The sequence below is a fragment of the Pseudomonas sp. FW305-20 genome, assembly GCF_058788075.1.
In genome coordinates this window covers 125,809-145,522 of record NZ_JBYTAJ010000009.1, presented here as the reverse complement: position 1 = coordinate 145,522, position 19,714 = coordinate 125,809, and the positions used below count along the sequence as shown (strand labels likewise).

The window sequence follows — 19,714 nt, the reverse complement described above, 5'->3', positions numbered from 1 at the left end:
CAGGAGAAGCCTGCATGAGTCTGCAAGGTAAAGTTGCACTGGTCACTGGCGCGAGCCGCGGTATCGGCCAGGCTATCGCCCTGGAATTGGGTCGTCAGGGCGCCATCGTTATCGGCACTGCGACGTCTGCCTCGGGTGCCGAGCGCATTGCGGCAACCCTGGCGGAAAACGGGATTCAAGGCACTGGCCTGGAACTCAATGTCACCAGCGACGAATCCGTTGCGGCAGTACTGGCGAGCATTACATCGCAGTTCGGTGCGCCGGCGATCCTGGTCAACAATGCCGGTATCACCCGCGATAATCTGATAATGCGGATGAAAAATGACGAATGGCATGATGTCGTCGATACCAACCTGAACAGTCTGTTTCGCCTGTCCAAGGGCGTTTTGCGCGGCATGACCAAAGCCCGTTGGGGACGAATTATCAGTATTGGCTCGGTTGTGGGTGCCATGGGCAACGCAGGCCAAGTAAACTACGCAGCCGCCAAGGCCGGTCTGGAAGGTTTCAGTCGTTCCCTGGCGCGTGAAGTCGGTTCGCGTTCGATTACGGTAAACTCGGTGGCCCCTGGGTTCATCGACACCGATATGACCCGCGAATTGCCTGAGGCACAGCGTGAAGCCTTGCAGACGCAGATTCCGCTGGGCCGTCTGGGGCAAGCTCAAGAGATCGCGTCTGTGGTCGCTTTTCTTGCATCCGACGGTGCGGCTTACGTTACTGGGGCTACAATCCCGGTGAACGGCGGGATGTACATGAGTTAAATGTGACGGATTGCTTCAAAAAAATGTCATACGAGCTGTCTAAAATCCGTTATAAAGCTGCAATCTATTTATAGGCAGAGGGTCGTCGGGTTTGAGGAGTGAAGCTTTCAGTTGAAAAACTGAAAAGTCTTTCTATACACTTACCCACTGGCCAGCTGCCTGAATTTGTCCATTAGGAGTGAAAACAAGGTATGAGCACCATCGAAGAGCGCGTCAAGAAAATCGTTGCTGAGCAACTGGGCGTTAAAGAAGAAGAAGTGGTCAACACTGCTTCCTTCGTTGAAGACCTGGGTGCCGACTCCCTTGACACCGTTGAGCTGGTGATGGCTCTGGAAGAGGAATTCGAGACCGAAATCCCTGACGAAGAAGCTGAGAAGATCACTACTGTACAAGCCGCAATCGATTACGTTACTAACCACCAGGCTTAATAGCTTGTAATCGTTGCTTGCTGTCATGGAAAAACCGCACTGCCATCACGGCGTGCGGTTTTTTCTTTAGGCCTGATGCAAAGTCGTCATTTGAAAAAAGGAGAGTGCTGTGTCGCGTAGACGCGTCGTAGTCACCGGTATGGGTATGTTGTCGCCACTGGGCACGGATGTGCCGAGCAGTTGGCAGGGCATTCTGGCTGGCCGCAGTGGCATTGGTCTGATCGAACACACCGACCTTTCTGCCTATTCCACCCGTTTTGGCGGCTCGGTGAAGGGCTTCAATGTCGAGGAATACCTGTCGGTCAAGGAAGCTCGCAAGCTCGACCTGTTCATTCAGTACGGTCTGGCCGCAGGTTTTCAGGCAGTTCGTAATGCCGGTCTGGAAGTCACCGACGCGAACCGTGAGCGCATCGGCGTGGCCATGGGTTCGGGTATCGGCGGACTGACCAATATCGAAGAAACCAGCCGCACGCTGCATGATTCCGGCCCACGACGGATTTCTCCGTTTTTCGTGCCTGGCTCGATCATCAATATGATTTCCGGTTTCCTGTCCATCCATCTGGGCGCACAGGGACCTAACTACGCCATCGCCACCGCATGTACCACCGGTACGCACTGCATCGGCATGGCGGCACGCAACATCATGTACGACGAAGCCGACGTGATGATTGCCGGCGGCGCTGAAATGGCCGCTTGCGGCCTCGGCATGGGCGGCTTCGGTGCCTCCCGTGCACTGTCGACCCGCAACGACGAACCGACCCGCGCCAGCCGTCCATGGGACAAGGGCCGTGATGGCTTCGTGCTGTCCGACGGTGCCGGCGCTCTGGTTCTGGAAGAGCTGGAACACGCCAAGGCCCGCGGTGCGACGATCTACGCCGAGCTGATCGGCTTTGGCACCAGTGGCGATGCCTACCACATGACTTCGCCACCAGCGGATGGCGCGGGTGCTGCCCGCTGCATCACCAATGCGCTGCGCGATGCCAGGATCAACGGCGATCAGGTTCAGTACATCAACGCCCACGGCACCTCGACGTCGGCGGGCGACCTTGCCGAAGCCTGTGCGATCAAGTCGGTATTCGGCGATCACGCTTACAAGCTGGCAGTCAGTTCGACCAAGTCCATGACCGGTCACCTGTTGGGTGCGGCGGGCGCGGTCGAGGCGATTTTCAGTGTGCTGGCGATCAACAGCCAGGTAGCACCGCCGACCATCAACCTTGATGAGCCGGACGAAGGTTGCGACCTTGATTTCGTACCGCATACCGCGCGCAATATGGATATCGACGTGGTGCTGTCCAACTCCTTCGGGTTTGGCGGTACCAACGGCTCGCTGGTGTTCCGTCGGTTCGCTGACTGATGGACAGCTGGGTCGACGGTCAGCCGGCTGACGCTTTGTCGCTGAAGGATCGCGGCCTGGCTTACGGCGATGGTCTGTTCGAGACCATCGCCGTACACAACGGCAGCCCGGTGCTGCTGGATCGGCATCTGGTGCGCCTGGTCAAGGGTTGTCAGCGGTTGGCAATCAATCTCGATCACCCGGCTGTCTGCACAGAATTACTGACCTACGCCCAAGCGTTGGGCGAAGGTGTGCTCAAGCTCATCGTCACCCGTGGCGAAAGCGCGCGCGGCTATGCGCCCGATCCTTCGGCCCAGGCGCGCCGCATCATGCTCGGCAACCCTCCTGCGGTTTATCCTGTTGCCCATGCGGAGCAGGGCGTTCGCCTGTTTCCCTGTGCGACGCGGCTTTCCAAACAGCCTCTGCTCGCCGGACTCAAGCATCTGAACCGTCTTGAGCAGGTCATCGCCCGCTCCGAATGGCAAGACACCGATCATGCCGAAGGCTTGATGCTCGATCAGGCCGGACGTGTCATTGAAGGCGTGTTCAGCAATCTGTTCCTGATTCGCGATGGCGTGCTGATCACGGCTGATTTGAAGCGCTGCGGCGTGGCTGGTGTGATGCGTGCCGAATTATTGTTTCAAGCCGAGTCATTGGGGATCGCCACACAAATCACCGATATCACCCTCGATCAGCTGCAATGGGCTGATGAAGTCTTTGTCTGCAACAGCGTGTATGGCGTTTGGCCGGTGCGCGCCTATGCCGCACTAAGCTGGCCGGTTGGGCCGCTCACCCGTAAACTCCAAACCATTGCCCGCGCGCTACTGGATGCTTGATACGTGAGACGTAAATTGTTGCTGCTGCTGGAAACCGGACTGGTTCTGGCAGGGCTGTGTCTGGGCGCTTCTGCCTGGAAAATTCATTCGGCGCTGGAACAGCCGCTGAACATCACCCAGGAAGAGCTGCTGGAAGTGCCCAAAGGCACGACACCGACCCGCACTTTCTATCGACTCGAAGCCGATGGCGTCATCAAGGACGCTTTCTGGCTGCGGGTCTATTGGCGCTTCAATCTCGCCAAACAACCGTTGCACAAGGGCGAGTACCGCATGCGGCCCGGCATGACCGTCGAAGGCCTGATTGACCTGTGGAAACGCGGGGAAATGGTTCAGTACAGCCTGACGCTGGTCGAAGGCTGGAATTTTCATCAGGTCCGCGCTGCTCTGGCCAAGGATGAAAAACTCGAAAAGACCCTCGACGGTTTGAGTGATAGCGAGGTGATGGACAAACTCGGCCACAGCGGGATTTTTCCGGAAGGGCGATTCTTCCCTGACACCTATCGCTTCGTGCGCGGCATGACCGATGTCGAACTGCTGAAAAAAGCCTACGACCGCCTCGACGAAGTCCTCGCCAAGGAATGGAGCCAGCGCGCCGCTGACGTGCCGTACACCGAGCCCTATCAGGCACTGATCATGGCCTCGCTGGTGGAGAAGGAAACCGGCGTGCCGCAGGAGCGCGGGCAAATCGCTGGCGTGTTTGTGCGGCGCATGGAAATGGGCATGTTGTTGCAGACTGATCCAACCGTGATCTACGGCCTCGGTGATCGTTACAACGGCAAATTGACTCGTGCCCACCTCAAGGAACCGACGCCGTACAACACCTACGTGATTTCGGGACTGCCGCCGACCCCGATCGCCATGGTCGGCCGCGAAGCGATTCATGCAGCGCTGAATCCGGTGCCGGGCAATAGCCTCTATTTCGTTGCGCGTGGTGATGGCAGCCACGTGTTCTCCGATGATCTGGACGCGCACAATAACGCTGTGCGGGAGTTCCAGATCAAGCGCCGTGCAGACTACCGCTCCAGCCCGGCGCCGACCACGGCGCCAGAGGCGATGGATGAGCAGGCACCGATTCCGGCTGCTTCACCCGACACAGTCCTCGAGGCTGTGCCGCAAGTGTCGCCGCAAGAGCCTGCTCAGGCGGCGCCACCAGAATCGCAAGCGCCTGAGCCTTCGCCATCACCGGAGCCGGCGCAAGAACCCGCTCAAGAACCCGCAGCTGCCCCCGCGCCCGAACCGGATGCAGCCGCGCCGCAAAGCCCGCAATGACCCTGACTAAGGACTGCCTGTGACTGGCTTGTTTATTACCCTGGAAGGCCCGGAAGGGGCCGGCAAGAGCACTAATCGCGAATACCTGGCCGAGCGCCTGCGCGCCGCGGGTATCGAGGTCGTGCTGACTCGCGAACCAGGCGGTACGCCGTTGGCCGAACGAATCCGCGAAGTGCTGCTGGCGCCGGTTGACGAAGTCATGAACCCCGACACCGAGTTGCTGTTGGTGTTCGCCGCGCGAGCCCAGCATCTGGCCGAGGTGATTCGCCCGGCACTGGCCCGCGGTGCGGTGGTCCTGTGTGATCGCTTTACCGATTCGACCTATGCCTATCAGGGTGGCGGCCGCGGCCTGTCGCTGGAGCGCATCGCGACGCTGGAAGCCTTCGTCCAGGGCGATCTGCGCCCGGACCTGACGTTGATTTTCGATCTGCCGGTGGAAGTGGGCCTGGCCCGCGCCAGCGCTCGCGGTCGTCTGGATCGTTTCGAGCTCGAAGGCCGAACCTTTTTTGATGCGGTGCGCAGTGCTTTCCTCAAGCGTGCTGAGGCGGATCCTGCGCGTTATGTCCTGGTCGATGCCGCCCAGCCGCTGACGCAGGTTCAGCAGGCGCTGGATGCCTTGCTGCCGCGTCTGCTGGAGTTGACCCGTGGCTGAAGCCTATCCGTGGCAGGACAGCCTTTGGCAGCAGTTGGCCGGTCGCAAGCAACATGCCCACGCCTATCTGTTGCATGGCCCGGCCGGGATCGGCAAACGCGCGCTCGCCGAGCGCTTGATGGCCAGTTTGCTGTGCCAGCGCCCGAGCCCCGCCCACGATGCTTGCGGCGAATGCAAATCCTGTCTGTTGCTCAAGGCCGGCAGTCACCCAGACAACTACATTCTGGAACCGGAAGAAGCCGATAAGGCGATCAAGGTCGATCAGGTTCGTGATCTGGTCAGCTTCGTGGTTCAGACCGCGCAGATGGGCGGTCGCAAAGTAGTGCTGATCGAGCCGGCCGAGTCGATGAACGTCAACGCCGCCAACGCCTTGCTCAAAAGTCTTGAAGAGCCTTCCGGTGATACCGTGTTGCTGCTGATCAGTCACCAGGCCAGTCGTTTGCTGCCAACGATCAAGAGCCGCTGCCAGCAGCAGGCCTGTCCGCTGCCGAGCGAAGCCATGAGTTTGGCCTGGCTGGCGAAGGCTTTGCCGGACTGTGGGGAAGAAGAGCGTATCGAATTGCTGACGCTGGCTGCCGGTTCGCCACTGGCCGCCGTCAACTTGCAGGCCCAGGGCGTGCGCGAGCAGCGGGCGCTGGTGGTCGATGGCGTGAAAAAATTGCTCAAGCAGCAACAGTCACCGACGCAACTGGCCGAAGGCTGGAATGCAATTCCGCTGTTGCTGTTGTTCGACTGGTTCTGCGACTGGTCGAGCCTGATCCTGCGCTATCAGCTGACTCAGGATGAAGAAGGCCTGGGACTGGCGGACATGCGCAAGGTGATTCAGTACCTGGCGCAGAAAGCCGGCCAGGACAAAGTCCTGAATATCCAGGACTGGATCCTCGCCCAGCGCCAGAAAGTGATGAGCAAAGCCAACCTCAACCGGGTGTTGTTGCTGGAGGCGCTGTTGGTGCAATGGGTAGGTTTGCCTACCCAGAAGTGACCGTCTGTGCCTAGACTCTGAGCATCAGCAACGGAGGTCAGCATGAATGAACTCGTCAATCCGGGGCCGCGCAACGGCATTTTGTCCCTGACGATCAAGGACAAGTCCGTGCTTTACGCGGCCTACATGCCGTTCATCAAGAATGGTGGCCTGTTTATCCCGACCAACAAGAGTTACAAGTTGGGCGACGAGGTATTCATGCTGTTGAGCGTGATGGACGAGCCGGAGAAGATTCCGGTCGCCGGCAAGGTCACCTGGATCACCCCAAAAGGTGCGCAGGGTAACCGGGCCGCCGGGGTCGGCGTACAATTCAACGATGGCGACAATACCGCGCGCAGTCGAATCGAAACCCATCTGGCCGGAGCCCTCAAGTCCGACCGTCCCACTCATACGATGTAAGTTGCAGCCCTTTTATGCTCGTAGATTCCCATTGCCACCTTGATCGCCTTGACCTTGCCGCCCACGACGGCTCACTGGATGCTGCGCTGGATGCGGCCCGTCTGCGCGGGGTAGGGCACTTTCTGTGTATTGGCGTCAGCGTCGAGAATGCCGCCGACGTCAAAGCCCTGGCCGAACGTTACGACGACGTCGATTGTTCAGTTGGCGTGCATCCGCTGGACGTGCAACCGGGCGCCGCGCCAGCACTGGACTGGCTGTTGCGCGAGCTCAATCACCCGCGTGTGGTCGCGATCGGTGAAACGGGCCTGGATTATCACTACGAACCGGAAGCGGCAGAGTTGCAGCAGGCGTCGTTTCGCCTGCATCTGCAAGCGGCACAGCAGACGGGCAAACCGGTGATCATCCACACCCGTGGTGCCCGCGCCGATACGTTGAACCTCCTGCGTGAAGCGGCGCTGCCCCAGGCGGGCGTGCTGCATTGTTTCACCGAAGACTGGGACATGGCCAAAGCGGCGCTGGACATGGGGTATTACATTTCCTTGTCCGGGATTGTCACTTTCCGCAATGCCGACGCCCTGCGTGACGTAGCCAGCAAGGTGCCCGCTGATCGTTTGCTGGTGGAAACCGACTCGCCTTACCTGGCGCCGATCCCTCATCGCGGCAAGCCGAACCTGCCGCAGTACGTGCGCGACGTAGCGGAATTTCTGGCAATGTTGCGAGGTGAGCCCTACGAGCGGTTTGCCGAGCAAACCACCGAGAACTTCAAGCGCCTGTTTCCGTTGGCACATGTGAAAGGCTAAATCGCAGGCAAAAAAAACCCGGGTTCTGGGGGGTGAATCCGGGTTAAGACCATTAGGAGTAAAACAAAGGCACGCGGTCCGTTGGTACCTATATCGGCGCAACACTTGGGGGAGATGTCCCGCCGACAGTTGAAGTATTGATCAGTATCGCGCCGAGTCCAGTTTAGCGGCGTCGGTTTTTAAACAAATTTGGAATACGGGCGCTTCGGTTGAGTTCTCATTAATCTGCGAGACTGGCGGAATTCACCAAGAAACACATATATGGTTGGATGATCCGTGCATTTTTGCGCAAGTTAGGCATAATACGCGGCTTCGAATTTTGACCCCTACAGACCTTTTCTTATGCATAAAGAACCTCGTAAGGTCCGTGAGTTTCGTCGCCGCGAGCAAGAAATTCTCGATACCGCGCTCAAGCTGTTCCTCGATCAAGGTGAAGACAGTGTCACCGTCGAGATGATTGCTGATGCCGTCGGTATCGGCAAAGGCACGATCTACAAGCACTTCAAATCCAAGGCCGAAATCTATCTGCGCCTGATGCTCGATTACGAGCGCGATTTGAACGAGCTGTTGCATTCAGCCGATGTCGACAAGGACAAGGAAGCCCTGTCCCGGGCCTACTTCGAATTCCGCATGCGCGATCCTCAACGCTATCGGTTGTTCGATCGCCTGGAAGAAAAGGTGGTCAAGGGCAATCAGGTGCCGGAGATGGTCGAGGAGCTGCACAAGATCCGCGCCTCGAACTTCGAGCGTCTGACCCTGCTGATCAAGGGCCGGATCAGCGAAGGCAAACTCGAAGACGTACCGCCTTATTTCCATTACTGCGCTTCCTGGGCGCTGGTGCACGGCGCCGTGGCGCTGTATCACTCGCCGTTCTGGAGCAATGTGCTGGAAGATCAGGAAGGTTTCTTCCAGTTCCTGATGGACATCGGCGTGCGCATGGGCAACAAACGCAAGCGCGATACCGACACTCCGAGCAGCTGAACCATTCAGTTGCCTTATTGCGCCATGATTTCGCTACGTGGCGCAGTACCGCAGGAATATACTCAGGCATAGGACTTGCTAAAACTTGATTTGTGAGTCAAGTTTTAGCGGTCCGAATATTCTTCCGCCGGAGTAGTCCATGATCGTTGACCGTCAAGGCAGGCGTTTTCGCAATTTGCGAATCAGTCTGACTTCAGCCTGCAATTACGCTTGTACCTACTGCGTGCCCAACGGCAAACGGTTGGTCGCTGCGCAGGATGAATTGTCGGCCGAGGCCATGGCGCGTGGCGTGGCCTATCTGATTGAAGCTGCCGGCATTGAGCGTTTGCGCATCACCGGCGGCGAGCCGCTGGTCAGCCCCAAACTCGAAACCTTCATGACCGCTGTCGGGCAGATGGGCCTGGCGGACATCAGCCTGACCACCAACGGTCAGCTGCTGGCAAAAAAGCTGCCACTGCTGGTGGATGCCGGCATTCGTCGCATAAACGTTTCCCTCGATACCCTGGATGCGAGCGCTTTTCGCAGCATTGCCCGTGGCGGCGATCTGGCGACTGTGCTCGACGGTATGGATCAAGCCAGCGCCGCCGGCCTGAAGATCAAGGTCAATATGGTGCCGCTGCGAGGGCAGAACCTCGATCAAGTGATGCCGCTACTCGATTACTGTCTGGAGCGCGGCTATGAGCTTCGCTTCATCGAGTTGATGCGCATGGGCCACCTGGCCAGTGACTCCAATGCGTTCCTGCAGCAGTTTGTCAGCCTTCAGCAGTTGCTGAGCCTGATCGGCGAGCGCTACGAATACCTGCAGGCCGATGCGCCGGTAGATGCCACCGCCGTGCGTTATGAAATTCCGGGGCAGGGCTACTTCGGCGTTATCGCCAACGAAAGCGTTCCTTTCTGCCGCACCTGTTCGCGGCTGCGTCTGTCCTCCACGGGCTGGCTGCATGGCTGCCTGTCGTCGAGCAACCGCCACTATGTCGGCGACCTGCTGGACAAGCCCCGTCATCAAGCGTTGCCCGCCTTACAGAGACTCCTGGTGAAAGCCTTGGGCGATAAGCAGGAAGTCGCGTTCTCCGGTGGCGCGACCATCATGAAAATCATCGGCGGCTGAACCCGATCCCTGTAGCAGCTGCCGAGCCTGCGAGGCTGCGTTCGGCTGCGAAGCAGTCGTGAAATCAGGCGATGCGGTGTTTTAGTCAGTAAGACCGCGCGTTCAGGTTTTACGACTGCTTCGCAGCCGAACGCAGCCTCGCAGGCTCGACAGCTGCTACAAACCGAATGCGTCCTTCGACAGCTGCAACGAGATTGTGTTTCTCCCGAGCTGGCGCGGAAGCTGCATCCCATGGCCATTCGCCGGTTTTCCGTCACCGGCCTCTGGAGGGTAGGATGCGTAGCCTGGTTTTGCTGCTGGCCGTTTTGGCGCTTGGTGGCTGCATGAATGTCAGCGATCTGGCTGAAGGGACTCGCTACCACATGAGCGACGCGGGGCTGCTCGACCATAGCGACAGCCGCCGGGTGAATAACCTGCGCATCCAGCCGGACTCTTTCGTCTATATCGCCCAGGGCGCATTTGTGCCGCCAGGCAGTACTGTCTACCCACGACCTAACGTGATTGCCGAAGTCGCCTTCGATGGCTTTGTCGAATACTTCCCCATGGTCCGCCGCGCCCGTGCCCCGGAAGGTCTTGATCAAGCCATGGGCGAAGCCCGTGCCGCCGGTGCCCATTACCTGCTCTATACCCGGTTCGCCAAGTCTGATGACCGTATCGGCAACTCGGACGAGTGGCTCGATCAGGAAGCCCTGGATCGCCTCGGTATCGATGGTGGCGTGATTCAGATCATGTTGATCGAGACCAGCACCCAGTATTTGATTGATACTGCACGTATCAAGAGTCGTGGCGGTTTACTGACGTTCCACGACAAAAAGCCAGAAGACCTGATGGGCCCGCCGCTGGAACAATACGCGCGCAGCCTACTGGGGCTCAGCGACCAGTAATTCAAAGGAGAACGCCATGAGTGGCCCGCAAAAAGCCAACGACCTGTTGGGGCAAATCCCCAAAACCAAAGGCTTGCCGCCGGTCCACCTGTGGAACCCCGATTTCTGCGGCGACATCGACATGCGTATCGCCCGTGACGGCACCTGGTACTACCTGGGCACGCCGATCGGGCGCAAGCCGATGGTCAAGCTGTTCTCCACCATCATCCGCCGCGATGGTGACGATTACTTCCTTATCACCCCGGTCGAGAAGGTTGGCATCAAGGTCGACGATGCGCCCTTCGTGGCGATTGCCGTGGATGTCGAAGGCGAGGGTGAAACCCAGGTCCTGCGCTTCACCACCAATGTTGACGAGACCGCCGAGGCCGGTCCCGAGCACCCCATGCGTGTGGTGATCGACCCGGTCACGCAAGAACCCGCGCCCTACGTGCATGTGCGCACCAACCTCGAAGCTCTGATCCACCGCAACGTGTTCTACCAACTGGTGGAGCTGGCCGTCACCCGCGAGATCGACGGGCAGCGCTGGTTAGGCGTGTGGAGCGCTGGCGAGTTCTTCCCCATCGGGCTTGAGCCGTAAAACAGAAAAAAACTGTGCGTGCTTGATGTGTGTTGGCGCTGAAAATTCAAATTGACACCTAATCGTATGATGATTAGCGTAGGCACCTATCGCGAACGGCTTTGTGCCGTCCCTGAATCGAGGTGTCCATGTCCAGCAGTTTTCATGCGTCGACGGTCGATTGGCTGGGTTGCTGGATCGCCACGGGGCAGGTCAAACCCGGTGAGACGCTCAAGGTCGAGGCCGACCTGGGCGAGCAGCTCGGTGTCAGCCGCACCGTAATCCGCGAAGCCATCAAAACCCTGGTCGCCAAAGGCATGCTCGAAGTCGGGCCCAAGGTCGGCACGCGGGTGCTGCCAGTGCGCCGCTGGAACCTCTTCGATCCGCAAGTCGTAGGCTGGCTATCGCGCAGCGGCTTGCCGGAAAACTTCGTCGACGACTTGCTCGACCTGCGCCGCACCATCGAACCCATGGCCGTACGCTGGGCTTGCGAGCGCGCTACCGTCGAGCAGGTTCACGCCATCCTTCAGGCTTACAACGCATTGGAGCGGGCAGTGGACAGCGGTATCGATTACAACCGTGCCGACCAGTTCTTCCACGAGTGCATCCTCGCTGCCAGCCACAATCAATTTATCGAACAAATGGTCCCGGCCCTCGGCGCGCTGCTGGCGGTGTCCTTCGAAGTGTCCGCCGCCGACCCGGACGAACTGCGCCGCACGCTGCCGATTCACAAAGACATGGCTGAGGCCATCGCCGCCCGGGATGCCGCGCGGGGAGTCTGGGCCTGCATGACCCTGATCGATAATGCCGACCTGGCCATCAAGCGCTTCTACCCGCAAGTCATGGCTGACAAGAAGGCCAGCTGACAATACAAAACCCTGTGGGAGTGAGCCTGCTCGCGATGGGGGCATTACATTCAGCATCAATGTTGACTGTTACACCGCTATCGTCGGAACGCCGCCCGGAGAAGGCTCGCTCCCACAAAAAAACAAGAACAACGCAGGAGGTTTCATGGAATGGACCGCGGTTACCGAGCACCGGGCACGACTGGGCGAAAGTCCGTTCTGGGATGCGCCGACCCAGGCGCTGTACTGGGTTGATATCGCCGGTCAACAGGCGTTGCGGCTGATCGGCGCCAACGTGCAGATCTGGCAGATGCCCGAGCACGTGTCAGCCTTCATTCCCTGCGAAAGCGGCGATGCGCTGGTGACGTTGAACAGCGGCGTGTATCGCCTCGATCTGGATTCCCCCGGCCTGGAGCCACGATTGACCTTGCTCTGCGTCGCCGATCCGCAACCCGGCAATCGCGCCAATGAAGCCCGCTGCGATGCTCAGGGCCGGCTCTGGCTCGGCACCATGCAGAACAACATTGGCGAGCAGGGTGAAGATGTGCCTATCGTCCGGCGTTCCGGTGGCCTGTTTCGCATCGATCGAGATGCTCGGGTCACGCCGTTGCTTCGAGGGTTGGGCATCCCTAACACATTGCTGTGGAGCGACGACGGGACCACCGTCTATTTCGGTGACAGCCTCGACAACACGCTCTACCAGTACTTCATCCGCACCGATGGCAGCCTCGACCCGGCCCACATCTGGTTCGGGCCGCATGAGCGCGGCGAGCCGGATGGCTCGGCAATGGATGCCGAAGGTTATATCTGGAACGCCCGCTGGAATGGCAGCTGTGTGCTCAGGCTGACCCCGGACGGGCAGGTCGATCGCGTGATTGAACTGCCCGTCAGCCGTCCCACCAGTTGCGTATTCGGCGGTGAAGACTTCAAAACCCTGTACATCACCAGCGCTGCGAGCCCGCTCAATCATCCGTTGGACGGGGCGTTGCTGTCGGTTCGAGTCGATGTGCCCGGAAAGGCCTGCACACGGTTTGCGGGGTAAATCCCAAAATATGGGATGTAAAATTATATATTGAGATTATTTGGCGGTCGGGTTTATAGTCGGCTCCATCAGTTACACGCACTCACACTTAAAAAAACAAAACAGGTGAAGTGATGCAGCGATTTTCCAAAAAGCCTTTTGACCGGACATCGACAGATGCCCGGTTTTTGTCGTGCCTTCAAAAAGGAGTCTTGATCCATGGCTGAACCTCTTTCCTTGCCACCAGTGCCCGAACCACCAAAGGGTGAGCGCCTGAAAAACAAGGTGGTGCTGCTGACCGGTGCTGCGCAGGGCATTGGCGAGGCGATTGTCGCGACCTTCGCTTCCCAGCAGGCCAAGCTGATCATCAGCGATATCCAGGGTGAGAAAGTCGAAAAAGTCGCGGCTCAATGGCGGGACAAAGGCTTTGATGTGCAGGCAATCAAGGCTGACGTTTCCAACCAGCAAGACCTGCACGCCATGGCCGGACTGGCGATCGAGCTGCACGGTCGCATCGATGTGCTGGTCAACTGCGCCGGGGTCAACGTGTTCCGTGATCCGCTGGAAATGACCGAGGAAGACTGGCGTCGTTGCTTCGCCATCGACCTCGATGGCGCCTGGTACGGTTGCAAAGCGGTGCTGCCGCAGATGATCGAGCAAGGCATTGGCAGCATCATCAATATCGCCTCGACCCATTCCACTCACATCATTCCCGGCTGCTTCCCGTACCCGGTGGCCAAGCACGGTTTGCTCGGCCTGACCCGCGCCCTGGGCATCGAGTACGCGCCGAAGGGCATTCGCGTCAACGCCATCGCGCCGGGTTACATCGAAACCCAATTGAACGTCGATTACTGGAACGGTTTTGCCGACCCGCATGCCGAGCGACAGCGCGCGTTCGATCTGCACCCGCCACGTCGTATCGGTCAGCCGATCGAAGTCGCCATGACCGCCGTTTTCCTGGCCAGCGATGAAGCGCCGTTCATCAATGCCTCGTGCATCACCATCGATGGCGGTCGCTCGGTCATGTACCACGACTGAGTCAATCGGATTTCAGGCGCGGAACTACGCCTGAAATCCAATCATCATACGATATGACTATTAGCTGCACAGTTTGATTGGCTTTCAAATAACGCTCAAAAAAAATAACAAGGAGTCAGCTTATGAATCGTCGTCGTGGGATCCGTTCCCTGTGCTGTGCCGCTTTGGCGGTCACCGCGGTCAGCCTGAGCAGTTCGTTGCTGGCGGCCGAGGAAGTGAAAATCGGTTTTCTGGTCAAGCAGGCGGAAGAGCCCTGGTTCCAGACCGAATGGGCATTTGCCGAAAAGGCCGGGAAAGAGAGGGGCTTCACCGTCATCAAGATCGCCGTGCCGGATGGCGAGAAAACCCTCTCGGCCATTGACAGCCTCGCCGCCAACGGCGCCAAGGGCTTTGTGATCTGCCCGCCAGACGTGTCCCTGGGCCCGGCGATCATGGCCAAGGCCAAGCTCAACGGTTTGAAAGTCATCGCCGTCGATGACCGCTTCGTCGATGCCAGCGGCAAGTTCATGGAAGACGTTCCGTACCTCGGCATGGCCGCGTTCGAAGTCGGCCAGAAACAGGGCAACGCCATGGCCACTGAAGCGAAGAAACGTGGCTGGGACTGGAAAGATACCTACGCGGTGATCAACACCTTCAACGAACTCGACACCGGCAAGAAACGCACCGACGGTTCGGTCAAAGCGCTGGAAGACGCCGGCATGCCGAAAGACCACATCCTGTTCTCGGCGCTGAAAACCCTCGACGTACCCGGCAGCATGGACGCCACCAATTCGGCACTGGTGAAACTGCCGAGCGCGGCGAAAAACCTGATCATCGGCGGCATGAACGACAACACCGTGCTGGGCGGCGTGCGCGCCACCGAGAGCGCCGGTTTTGCCGCGGCCAACGTGATCGGCATCGGCATCAACGGCACTGACGCCATTGGCGAATTGGAGAAGGCCAACAGCGGCTTCTTCGGCTCGATGCTGCCGAGCCCGCACATCGAGGGCTACAACACCGCCAGCATGATGTACGAGTGGGTCACCACCGGCAAAGAACCGCCGAAGTACACCGCGATGGACGACGTAACGCTGATCACTCGCGAGAACTTCAAGCAGGAACTGGAAAAGATCGGCCTCTGGAACTGAGGCGCGGTTGATTTCATCGGTGGCCCTGGCGACGGGGCTGCCTGATCTGTGTGAAGAGGTGGGTTATGCACGCGCAATCAAAAATACAACAACACAATACCGGCGGCAGCTTGCGCTTCAACGGGATCGGCAAGACCTTTCCCGGGGTGAAGGCGCTGGATGGCATCAGCTTCGTCGCCCATCCGGGCCAGGTTCACGCCTTGATGGGCGAGAACGGCGCCGGCAAATCGACCCTGCTGAAAATCCTCGGCGGGGCTTACACCCCCAGCAGCGGCGATCTGCAGATCGGCGAGCAAGTGATGGTCTTCAAGTCCACCGCCGACAGCATTGGCAGTGGCGTCGCCGTGATCCATCAAGAGTTGCACCTGGTCCCTGAAATGACCGTGGCAGAGAACCTGTTCCTCGGTCATCTGCCGGCCAGTTTCGGCCTGATCAATCGCGGTGCGTTGCGGCAACAGGCATTGGCCTGTCTCAAAGGCCTGGCCGATGAAATCGATCCGCAAGAGAAAGTAGGGCGCCTGTCCCTGGGGCAGCGGCAACTGGTGGAAATCGCCAAGGCCTTGTCCCGAGGGGCGCATGTGATCGCGTTCGACGAACCGACCAGCAGCCTGTCGGCGCGTGAAATCGATCGGTTGATGGCGATCATCGGTCGCCTGCGCGACGAAGGCAAAGTGGTGCTTTACGTCTCCCATCGCATGGAAGAAGTGTTCCGCATCTGCAACGCGGTGACGGTGTTCAAGGACGGTCGCTTCGTGCGCACGTTCGAGGACATGAGCGAACTGACTCACGATCAATTGGTGACTTGCATGGTCGGTCGCGACATTCAGGACATCTACGATTACCGCCACCGTCAGCGTGGCGCGGTGGCGCTCAAGGTCGACGGTTTGCTGGGGCCGGGTTTGCGTGAGCCGGTGAGTTTCGAGGTGCACAAAGGCGAGATTCTCGGGCTGTTCGGTTTGGTCGGCGCCGGTCGCACCGAGCTGTTCCGCATGCTCAGCGGGCTTGAGCGCAACACCGCCGGACGCCTGGAGTTGCGGGGCCATGAACTGAAGTTACGTTCACCCCGCGATGCGATTGCCGCCGGGATTCTGCTGTGCCCCGAGGACCGCAAGAAAGAGGGGATCCTGCCGCTCGCCAGCGTCGCCGAAAACATCAACATCAGCGCCCGCGGCACCCACTCCACCTTCGGCTGCCTGTTGCGCGGCTTGTGGGAGAAGGACAACGCCGACAAGCAGATCAAGGCGCTGAAAGTGAAGACGCCCAACGCGGCGCAGAAAATCATGTACCTGTCCGGCGGCAATCAGCAGAAGGCCATTCTCGGCCGCTGGTTGTCGATGCCGATGAAAGTGCTGCTGCTCGACGAACCGACTCGCGGCATCGACATCGGCGCCAAAGCCGAGATCTACCAGATCATCCACAACCTGGCCGCCAGCGGCATCGCGGTGATCGTGGTCTCCAGCGACCTGATGGAAGTGATGGGTATTTCCGACCGCATCCTGGTGCTCTGCGAAGGCGCAATGCGCGGCGAGTTGTCCCGCGCAGAGGCCAATGAATCCAACCTGCTGCAACTGGCTTTGCCGCGCCAACGCGCTGACGGCGTGGCGAACTGAGAGGTGACTATGACAATCCAAAACAACGCTTTGCCCACCCAACGCAAACCTCTGGACCTGCGGCGCTTTCTCGATGACTGGGTGATGCTGCTGGCGGCCGTCGGGATCTTCGTGCTCTGCACTTTGCTGATCGATAACTTCCTCTCGCCACTGAACATGCGCGGCCTGGGATTGGCGATTTCGACGACGGGGATTGCCGCGTGCACCATGTTGTATTGCCTGGCGTCCGGGCATTTCGATTTGTCGGTGGGCTCGGTGATTGCCTGCGCCGGCGTGGTTGCAGCGGTGGTGATGCGCGACACCGACAGCGTGTTTCTCGGTGTAGTAGCGGCGCTGTTCATGGGGCTGATCGTCGGGTTGATCAACGGCATCGTGATCGCCAAGCTGCGGGTCAATGCATTGATTACCACGCTGGCGACCATGCAGATCGTTCGCGGCCTGGCTTACATCTTCGCCAACGGCAAAGCGGTCGGCGTGTCGCAGGAGCAGTTCTTCGTCTTCGGCAATGGCCAGTTGTTGGGTGTGCCGGTGCCGATCCTGATCACCATCGTCTGCTTTCTGTTTTTCGGTTGGTTGCTGAATTACACCACCTACGGGCGCAATACCATGGCCATCGGCGGCAACCAGGAAGCGGCGTTGCTGGCCGGGGTGAACGTTGACCGGACCAAGATCATTATCTTTGCCGTGCACGGGTTGATCGGGGCGTTGGCCGGCGTGATCCTGGCGTCGCGCATGACGTCCGGCCAGCCGATGATTGGCCAGGGTTTTGAGCTGACGGTGATCTCGGCGTGTGTGTTGGGCGGGGTGTCGTTGAGCGGCGGGATCGGCATGATCCGGCATGTGATTGCCGGGGTGCTGATTCTGGCGATCATCGAGAATGCGATGAACCTGAAGAATATTGATACCTTCTACCAGTATGTGATTCGCGGTTCGATCTTGCTGCTGGCCGTAGTGATCGACCGCCTCAAACAACGCTAACCCCCCGCTAACTGATCGTTCCCGGCTCCGCGTGGGAATGCCTCAATGGACGCTCCGCGTCCGCTTCGGCAGGACGCGGAGCGTCCCGGGCTGCATTCCCACGCGGAGCGTGGGAACGATCATGTGTAATTCCTTCCGTCATTTCCCCTAAATATTCCTTGCTCGCCCCAGCCCGTTTCGAGTATCTCTTTGTACATGATTAGACAGGTACGATTTGACAAGAAACAACGGGTGGTCGACGAACTCATCCGGCGCATCGAAAGCGGCCTCATGGAGGACGGTTTTCTGTTGCCGGGCGAGCATCAATTGGCTCAAGAATTCAAAGTCAGCCGCGGCACGCTGCGCGAAGCCCTGGCTGAGTTGAAACGGCGCAACTACATCGCGACGCAAAGCGGGGTGGGCTCCATCGTCACCTTCGACGGCGTGGTGCTCGATCAACGCAGCGGCTGGGCCCAGGCCCTGGCCGACAGCGGGGCGCTGATCAATACCGAAGTGCTGCGGCTGGAGGCGGTCACCCGTCCTGACCTGTTGCCGCGTTTCGGCACCGACCAATTCATCACCCTCGACCGTCGCCGTCGTTCCAACGAAGGCAAGCTGGTCTCCCTTGAACGCTCATTGATGCCCGCCACCGGAGGCCTGGAAAGCCTGCCGCGGGTCGGCCTTATCGACAACTCCCTGACCATCACCCTGGCCGCCTACGGCTATATCGGCGAGCGCGGCGATCAATGGATCGGCGCCGAACCGTTGAACGCCGAAGACGCCGAACTGCTCGGTCGTCCGGAGGGCACGGTGTTCCTCAAGGCGTTGCGCACCACCTACGACCGGAAAAACCGCTTCATGGAACAGGTCGAAAGCTTGCTCGACCCGGTGCATTTTCGCTTGCACCTGCAGTTTGGAGAGTCAAAGTGACCGCGCTCAATCGTGCATTGGGCGCGTTCTATGGACTGGCCCTGGGCGATGCGCTGGGCATGCCGACCCAATCCCTGAGCCGTGCCGAGATCAAGGTGCGCTTCGGCGAAATCACTGGCCTGGAAGACGCAGGCCCCGATCAACCGATCGCCGCCAACATGCTCAAAGGCTCGATCACCGATGACACCGAACAGGCGATTCTGGTCGGCCAACTGCTGGTTGAGGGAGAGGGTCGGATCGAACCGGCGCTGCTCGCCCAACGGCTGATCGAATGGGAAGCGGCGATGCAGGCCAAGGGCTCGCAAGACTTGCTCGGCCCTTCGACCAAACGTGCCATCGAGATGATCCTCGCCGGCCACTCGCCGGAAGAAGCGGGGCGCTACGGCACCACCAATGGCGCGGCGATGCGCATCACGCCGGTGGGGATTGCGGCGGATGTCGCCAACCCTGAGCGTTTCATCAACGCTGTCGTGCAGGCTTGCCAGGTCACCCACAACACCACGCTGGGCATTTCCAGTGCGGCGGCGGTGGCGGCGGTGGTCTCGGCCGGTATCAACGGCATGGACCTGGGCGAGGCGTTGAACCTCGGCCAGCAAATCGCTCTGCAAGCTGAAGGCCACGGTAACTGGGTGGCGGGCGGACGCATCGCCTCGCGCATCAGCTGGGCGCGGACCATCAGTGTCGACAGCGACAAGGCATTGCTGGCGGATTTGATGTACGACGTGATCGGCACTTCGGTGGCTTCACAGGAGTCGGTGGTGGTCTCGTTTGCCCTGGCCCAGCAAGTGGCCATTGGTGAAATGAATGCGTTCGAAGCGCTGTGCATGGCCGCGAGCCTGGGCGGCGACACGGACACCATCGCGGCGATTCTCGGCGCCATGCTTGGGGCCTGCCTGGGTCTTGAGAGTTGGCCGGCGGCGATGATCGACAAGGTCAAAGCTGTCAATGACTTGGAGCTGGAACCGTTGGTGCAGGGGCTCTTGGCCTTGCGTTGACAGCACTGGCGCCATCGCGAGCAGGCTCGCTCCCACAGGGATAGTGCAAACCTTGAGGTACACGCCGTACCTGTGGGAGTGAGCCTGCTCGCGATGAGCGCGCCGCCTGCTTGATTTGATAACCCGCAACGGAAAGCACAAACACGGCCAGGACCGCCGAAATGTTATGTCGTCTTCCGCAATTGCCCACAACCACAACAAAGGC

The 19,714-nt window shown here is 59.5% G+C and carries 21 protein-coding genes; all 21 read left to right on the top strand.

Annotated features, from left to right (window positions below; all coding sequences use genetic code 11):
- The first annotated feature begins 14 nt into the window (after positions 1-14).
- The 21 genes from fabG to AC3WP4_RS10605 all read left to right on the top strand — a co-directional run bounded on the left by fabG (position 15) and on the right by AC3WP4_RS10605 (position 19,509).
- Positions 15-758 (top strand): 3-oxoacyl-ACP reductase FabG, encoded by a 744-nt coding sequence (fabG, locus tag AC3WP4_RS10705; RefSeq protein WP_074878980.1) that lies wholly within the window; start codon positions 15-17, stop codon positions 756-758.
- Between the two features lie 191 nt (positions 759-949).
- Entirely contained in the window at positions 950-1,186 is a 237-nt protein-coding gene (gene acpP, locus AC3WP4_RS10700) for an acyl carrier protein (protein WP_003442511.1), read from the top strand.
- 109 nt (positions 1,187-1,295) lie between these two features.
- Entirely contained in the window at positions 1,296-2,540 is a 1,245-nt protein-coding gene (fabF, locus tag AC3WP4_RS10695; RefSeq protein ID WP_008152330.1) for a beta-ketoacyl-ACP synthase II, read from the top strand.
- A complete protein-coding gene (gene pabC, locus AC3WP4_RS10690) occupies positions 2,540-3,355 on the top strand; it encodes an aminodeoxychorismate lyase (protein ID WP_074878978.1) in 816 nt (271 codons plus the stop codon). Before fabF ends, pabC begins: the two co-directional genes overlap by 1 nt.
- A gap of 3 nt (positions 3,356-3,358) precedes the next feature.
- On the top strand, positions 3,359-4,624 hold the full coding sequence (mltG, locus tag AC3WP4_RS10685) for an endolytic transglycosylase MltG (RefSeq protein WP_102614831.1): 1,266 nt from the start codon (positions 3,359-3,361) through the stop codon (positions 4,622-4,624).
- Between the two features lie 19 nt (positions 4,625-4,643).
- Positions 4,644-5,276, top strand: coding sequence for a dTMP kinase (gene tmk, locus AC3WP4_RS10680; RefSeq protein WP_102614830.1), 633 nt, complete (start codon positions 4,644-4,646; stop codon positions 5,274-5,276).
- Entirely contained in the window at positions 5,269-6,258 is a 990-nt protein-coding gene (locus tag AC3WP4_RS10675; protein ID WP_102614829.1) for a DNA polymerase III subunit delta', read from the top strand. The genes tmk and AC3WP4_RS10675 overlap by 8 nt, the downstream gene beginning before the upstream one ends.
- Before the next feature lie 42 nt (positions 6,259-6,300).
- Positions 6,301-6,657, top strand: coding sequence for a PilZ domain-containing protein (locus AC3WP4_RS10670; protein ID WP_074878972.1), 357 nt, complete (start codon positions 6,301-6,303; stop codon positions 6,655-6,657).
- Positions 6,658-6,671: 14 nt separating this feature from the next.
- Positions 6,672-7,457 (top strand): TatD family hydrolase, encoded by a 786-nt coding sequence (locus AC3WP4_RS10665; RefSeq protein WP_074878970.1) that lies wholly within the window; start codon positions 6,672-6,674, stop codon positions 7,455-7,457.
- A 342-nt stretch (positions 7,458-7,799) separates the two neighbouring features.
- Positions 7,800-8,438, top strand: a complete 639-nt coding sequence (locus AC3WP4_RS10660) for a TetR/AcrR family transcriptional regulator (protein ID WP_008152317.1) — start codon at positions 7,800-7,802, stop codon at positions 8,436-8,438.
- A 139-nt stretch (positions 8,439-8,577) separates the two neighbouring features.
- Positions 8,578-9,546: a GTP 3',8-cyclase MoaA gene (locus AC3WP4_RS10655; RefSeq protein ID WP_074878968.1), complete on the top strand. Its 969-nt coding sequence runs from the start codon at positions 8,578-8,580 to the stop codon at positions 9,544-9,546.
- Positions 9,547-9,821: 275 nt separating this feature from the next.
- A complete protein-coding gene (locus AC3WP4_RS10650) occupies positions 9,822-10,430 on the top strand; it encodes a DUF4823 domain-containing protein (protein ID WP_102614828.1) in 609 nt (202 codons plus the stop codon).
- 16 nt (positions 10,431-10,446) lie between these two features.
- Entirely contained in the window at positions 10,447-11,007 is a 561-nt protein-coding gene (locus AC3WP4_RS10645; RefSeq protein WP_008152312.1) for a DUF1285 domain-containing protein, read from the top strand.
- 128 nt (positions 11,008-11,135) lie between these two features.
- On the top strand, positions 11,136-11,852 hold the full coding sequence (locus AC3WP4_RS10640) for a FadR/GntR family transcriptional regulator (RefSeq protein ID WP_008152308.1): 717 nt from the start codon (positions 11,136-11,138) through the stop codon (positions 11,850-11,852).
- Between the two features lie 145 nt (positions 11,853-11,997).
- On the top strand, positions 11,998-12,873 hold the full coding sequence (locus tag AC3WP4_RS10635) for an SMP-30/gluconolactonase/LRE family protein (RefSeq protein ID WP_102614827.1): 876 nt from the start codon (positions 11,998-12,000) through the stop codon (positions 12,871-12,873).
- Between the two features lie 198 nt (positions 12,874-13,071).
- Positions 13,072-13,890, top strand: coding sequence for an SDR family oxidoreductase (locus AC3WP4_RS10630; protein ID WP_074878963.1), 819 nt, complete (start codon positions 13,072-13,074; stop codon positions 13,888-13,890).
- A 122-nt stretch (positions 13,891-14,012) separates the two neighbouring features.
- Positions 14,013-15,017: a substrate-binding domain-containing protein gene (locus AC3WP4_RS10625; protein ID WP_102614826.1), complete on the top strand. Its 1,005-nt coding sequence runs from the start codon at positions 14,013-14,015 to the stop codon at positions 15,015-15,017.
- A gap of 65 nt (positions 15,018-15,082) precedes the next feature.
- Positions 15,083-16,627 carry an L-arabinose ABC transporter ATP-binding protein AraG gene (gene araG / locus AC3WP4_RS10620; protein ID WP_074878959.1) on the top strand — a complete coding sequence of 515 codons (1,545 nt, stop codon included), beginning with the start codon at positions 15,083-15,085 and terminating at the stop codon, positions 16,625-16,627.
- Positions 16,628-16,636: 9 nt separating this feature from the next.
- Positions 16,637-17,605 (top strand): L-arabinose ABC transporter permease AraH, encoded by a 969-nt coding sequence (araH, locus tag AC3WP4_RS10615; RefSeq protein ID WP_033056977.1) that lies wholly within the window; start codon positions 16,637-16,639, stop codon positions 17,603-17,605.
- 195 nt (positions 17,606-17,800) lie between these two features.
- Positions 17,801-18,514, top strand: coding sequence for a GntR family transcriptional regulator (locus tag AC3WP4_RS10610; RefSeq protein ID WP_074878956.1), 714 nt, complete (start codon positions 17,801-17,803; stop codon positions 18,512-18,514).
- On the top strand, positions 18,511-19,509 hold the full coding sequence (locus AC3WP4_RS10605) for an ADP-ribosylglycohydrolase family protein (RefSeq protein ID WP_076028212.1): 999 nt from the start codon (positions 18,511-18,513) through the stop codon (positions 19,507-19,509). Before AC3WP4_RS10610 ends, AC3WP4_RS10605 begins: the two co-directional genes overlap by 4 nt.
- Positions 19,510-19,714: the final 205 nt, after the last annotated feature.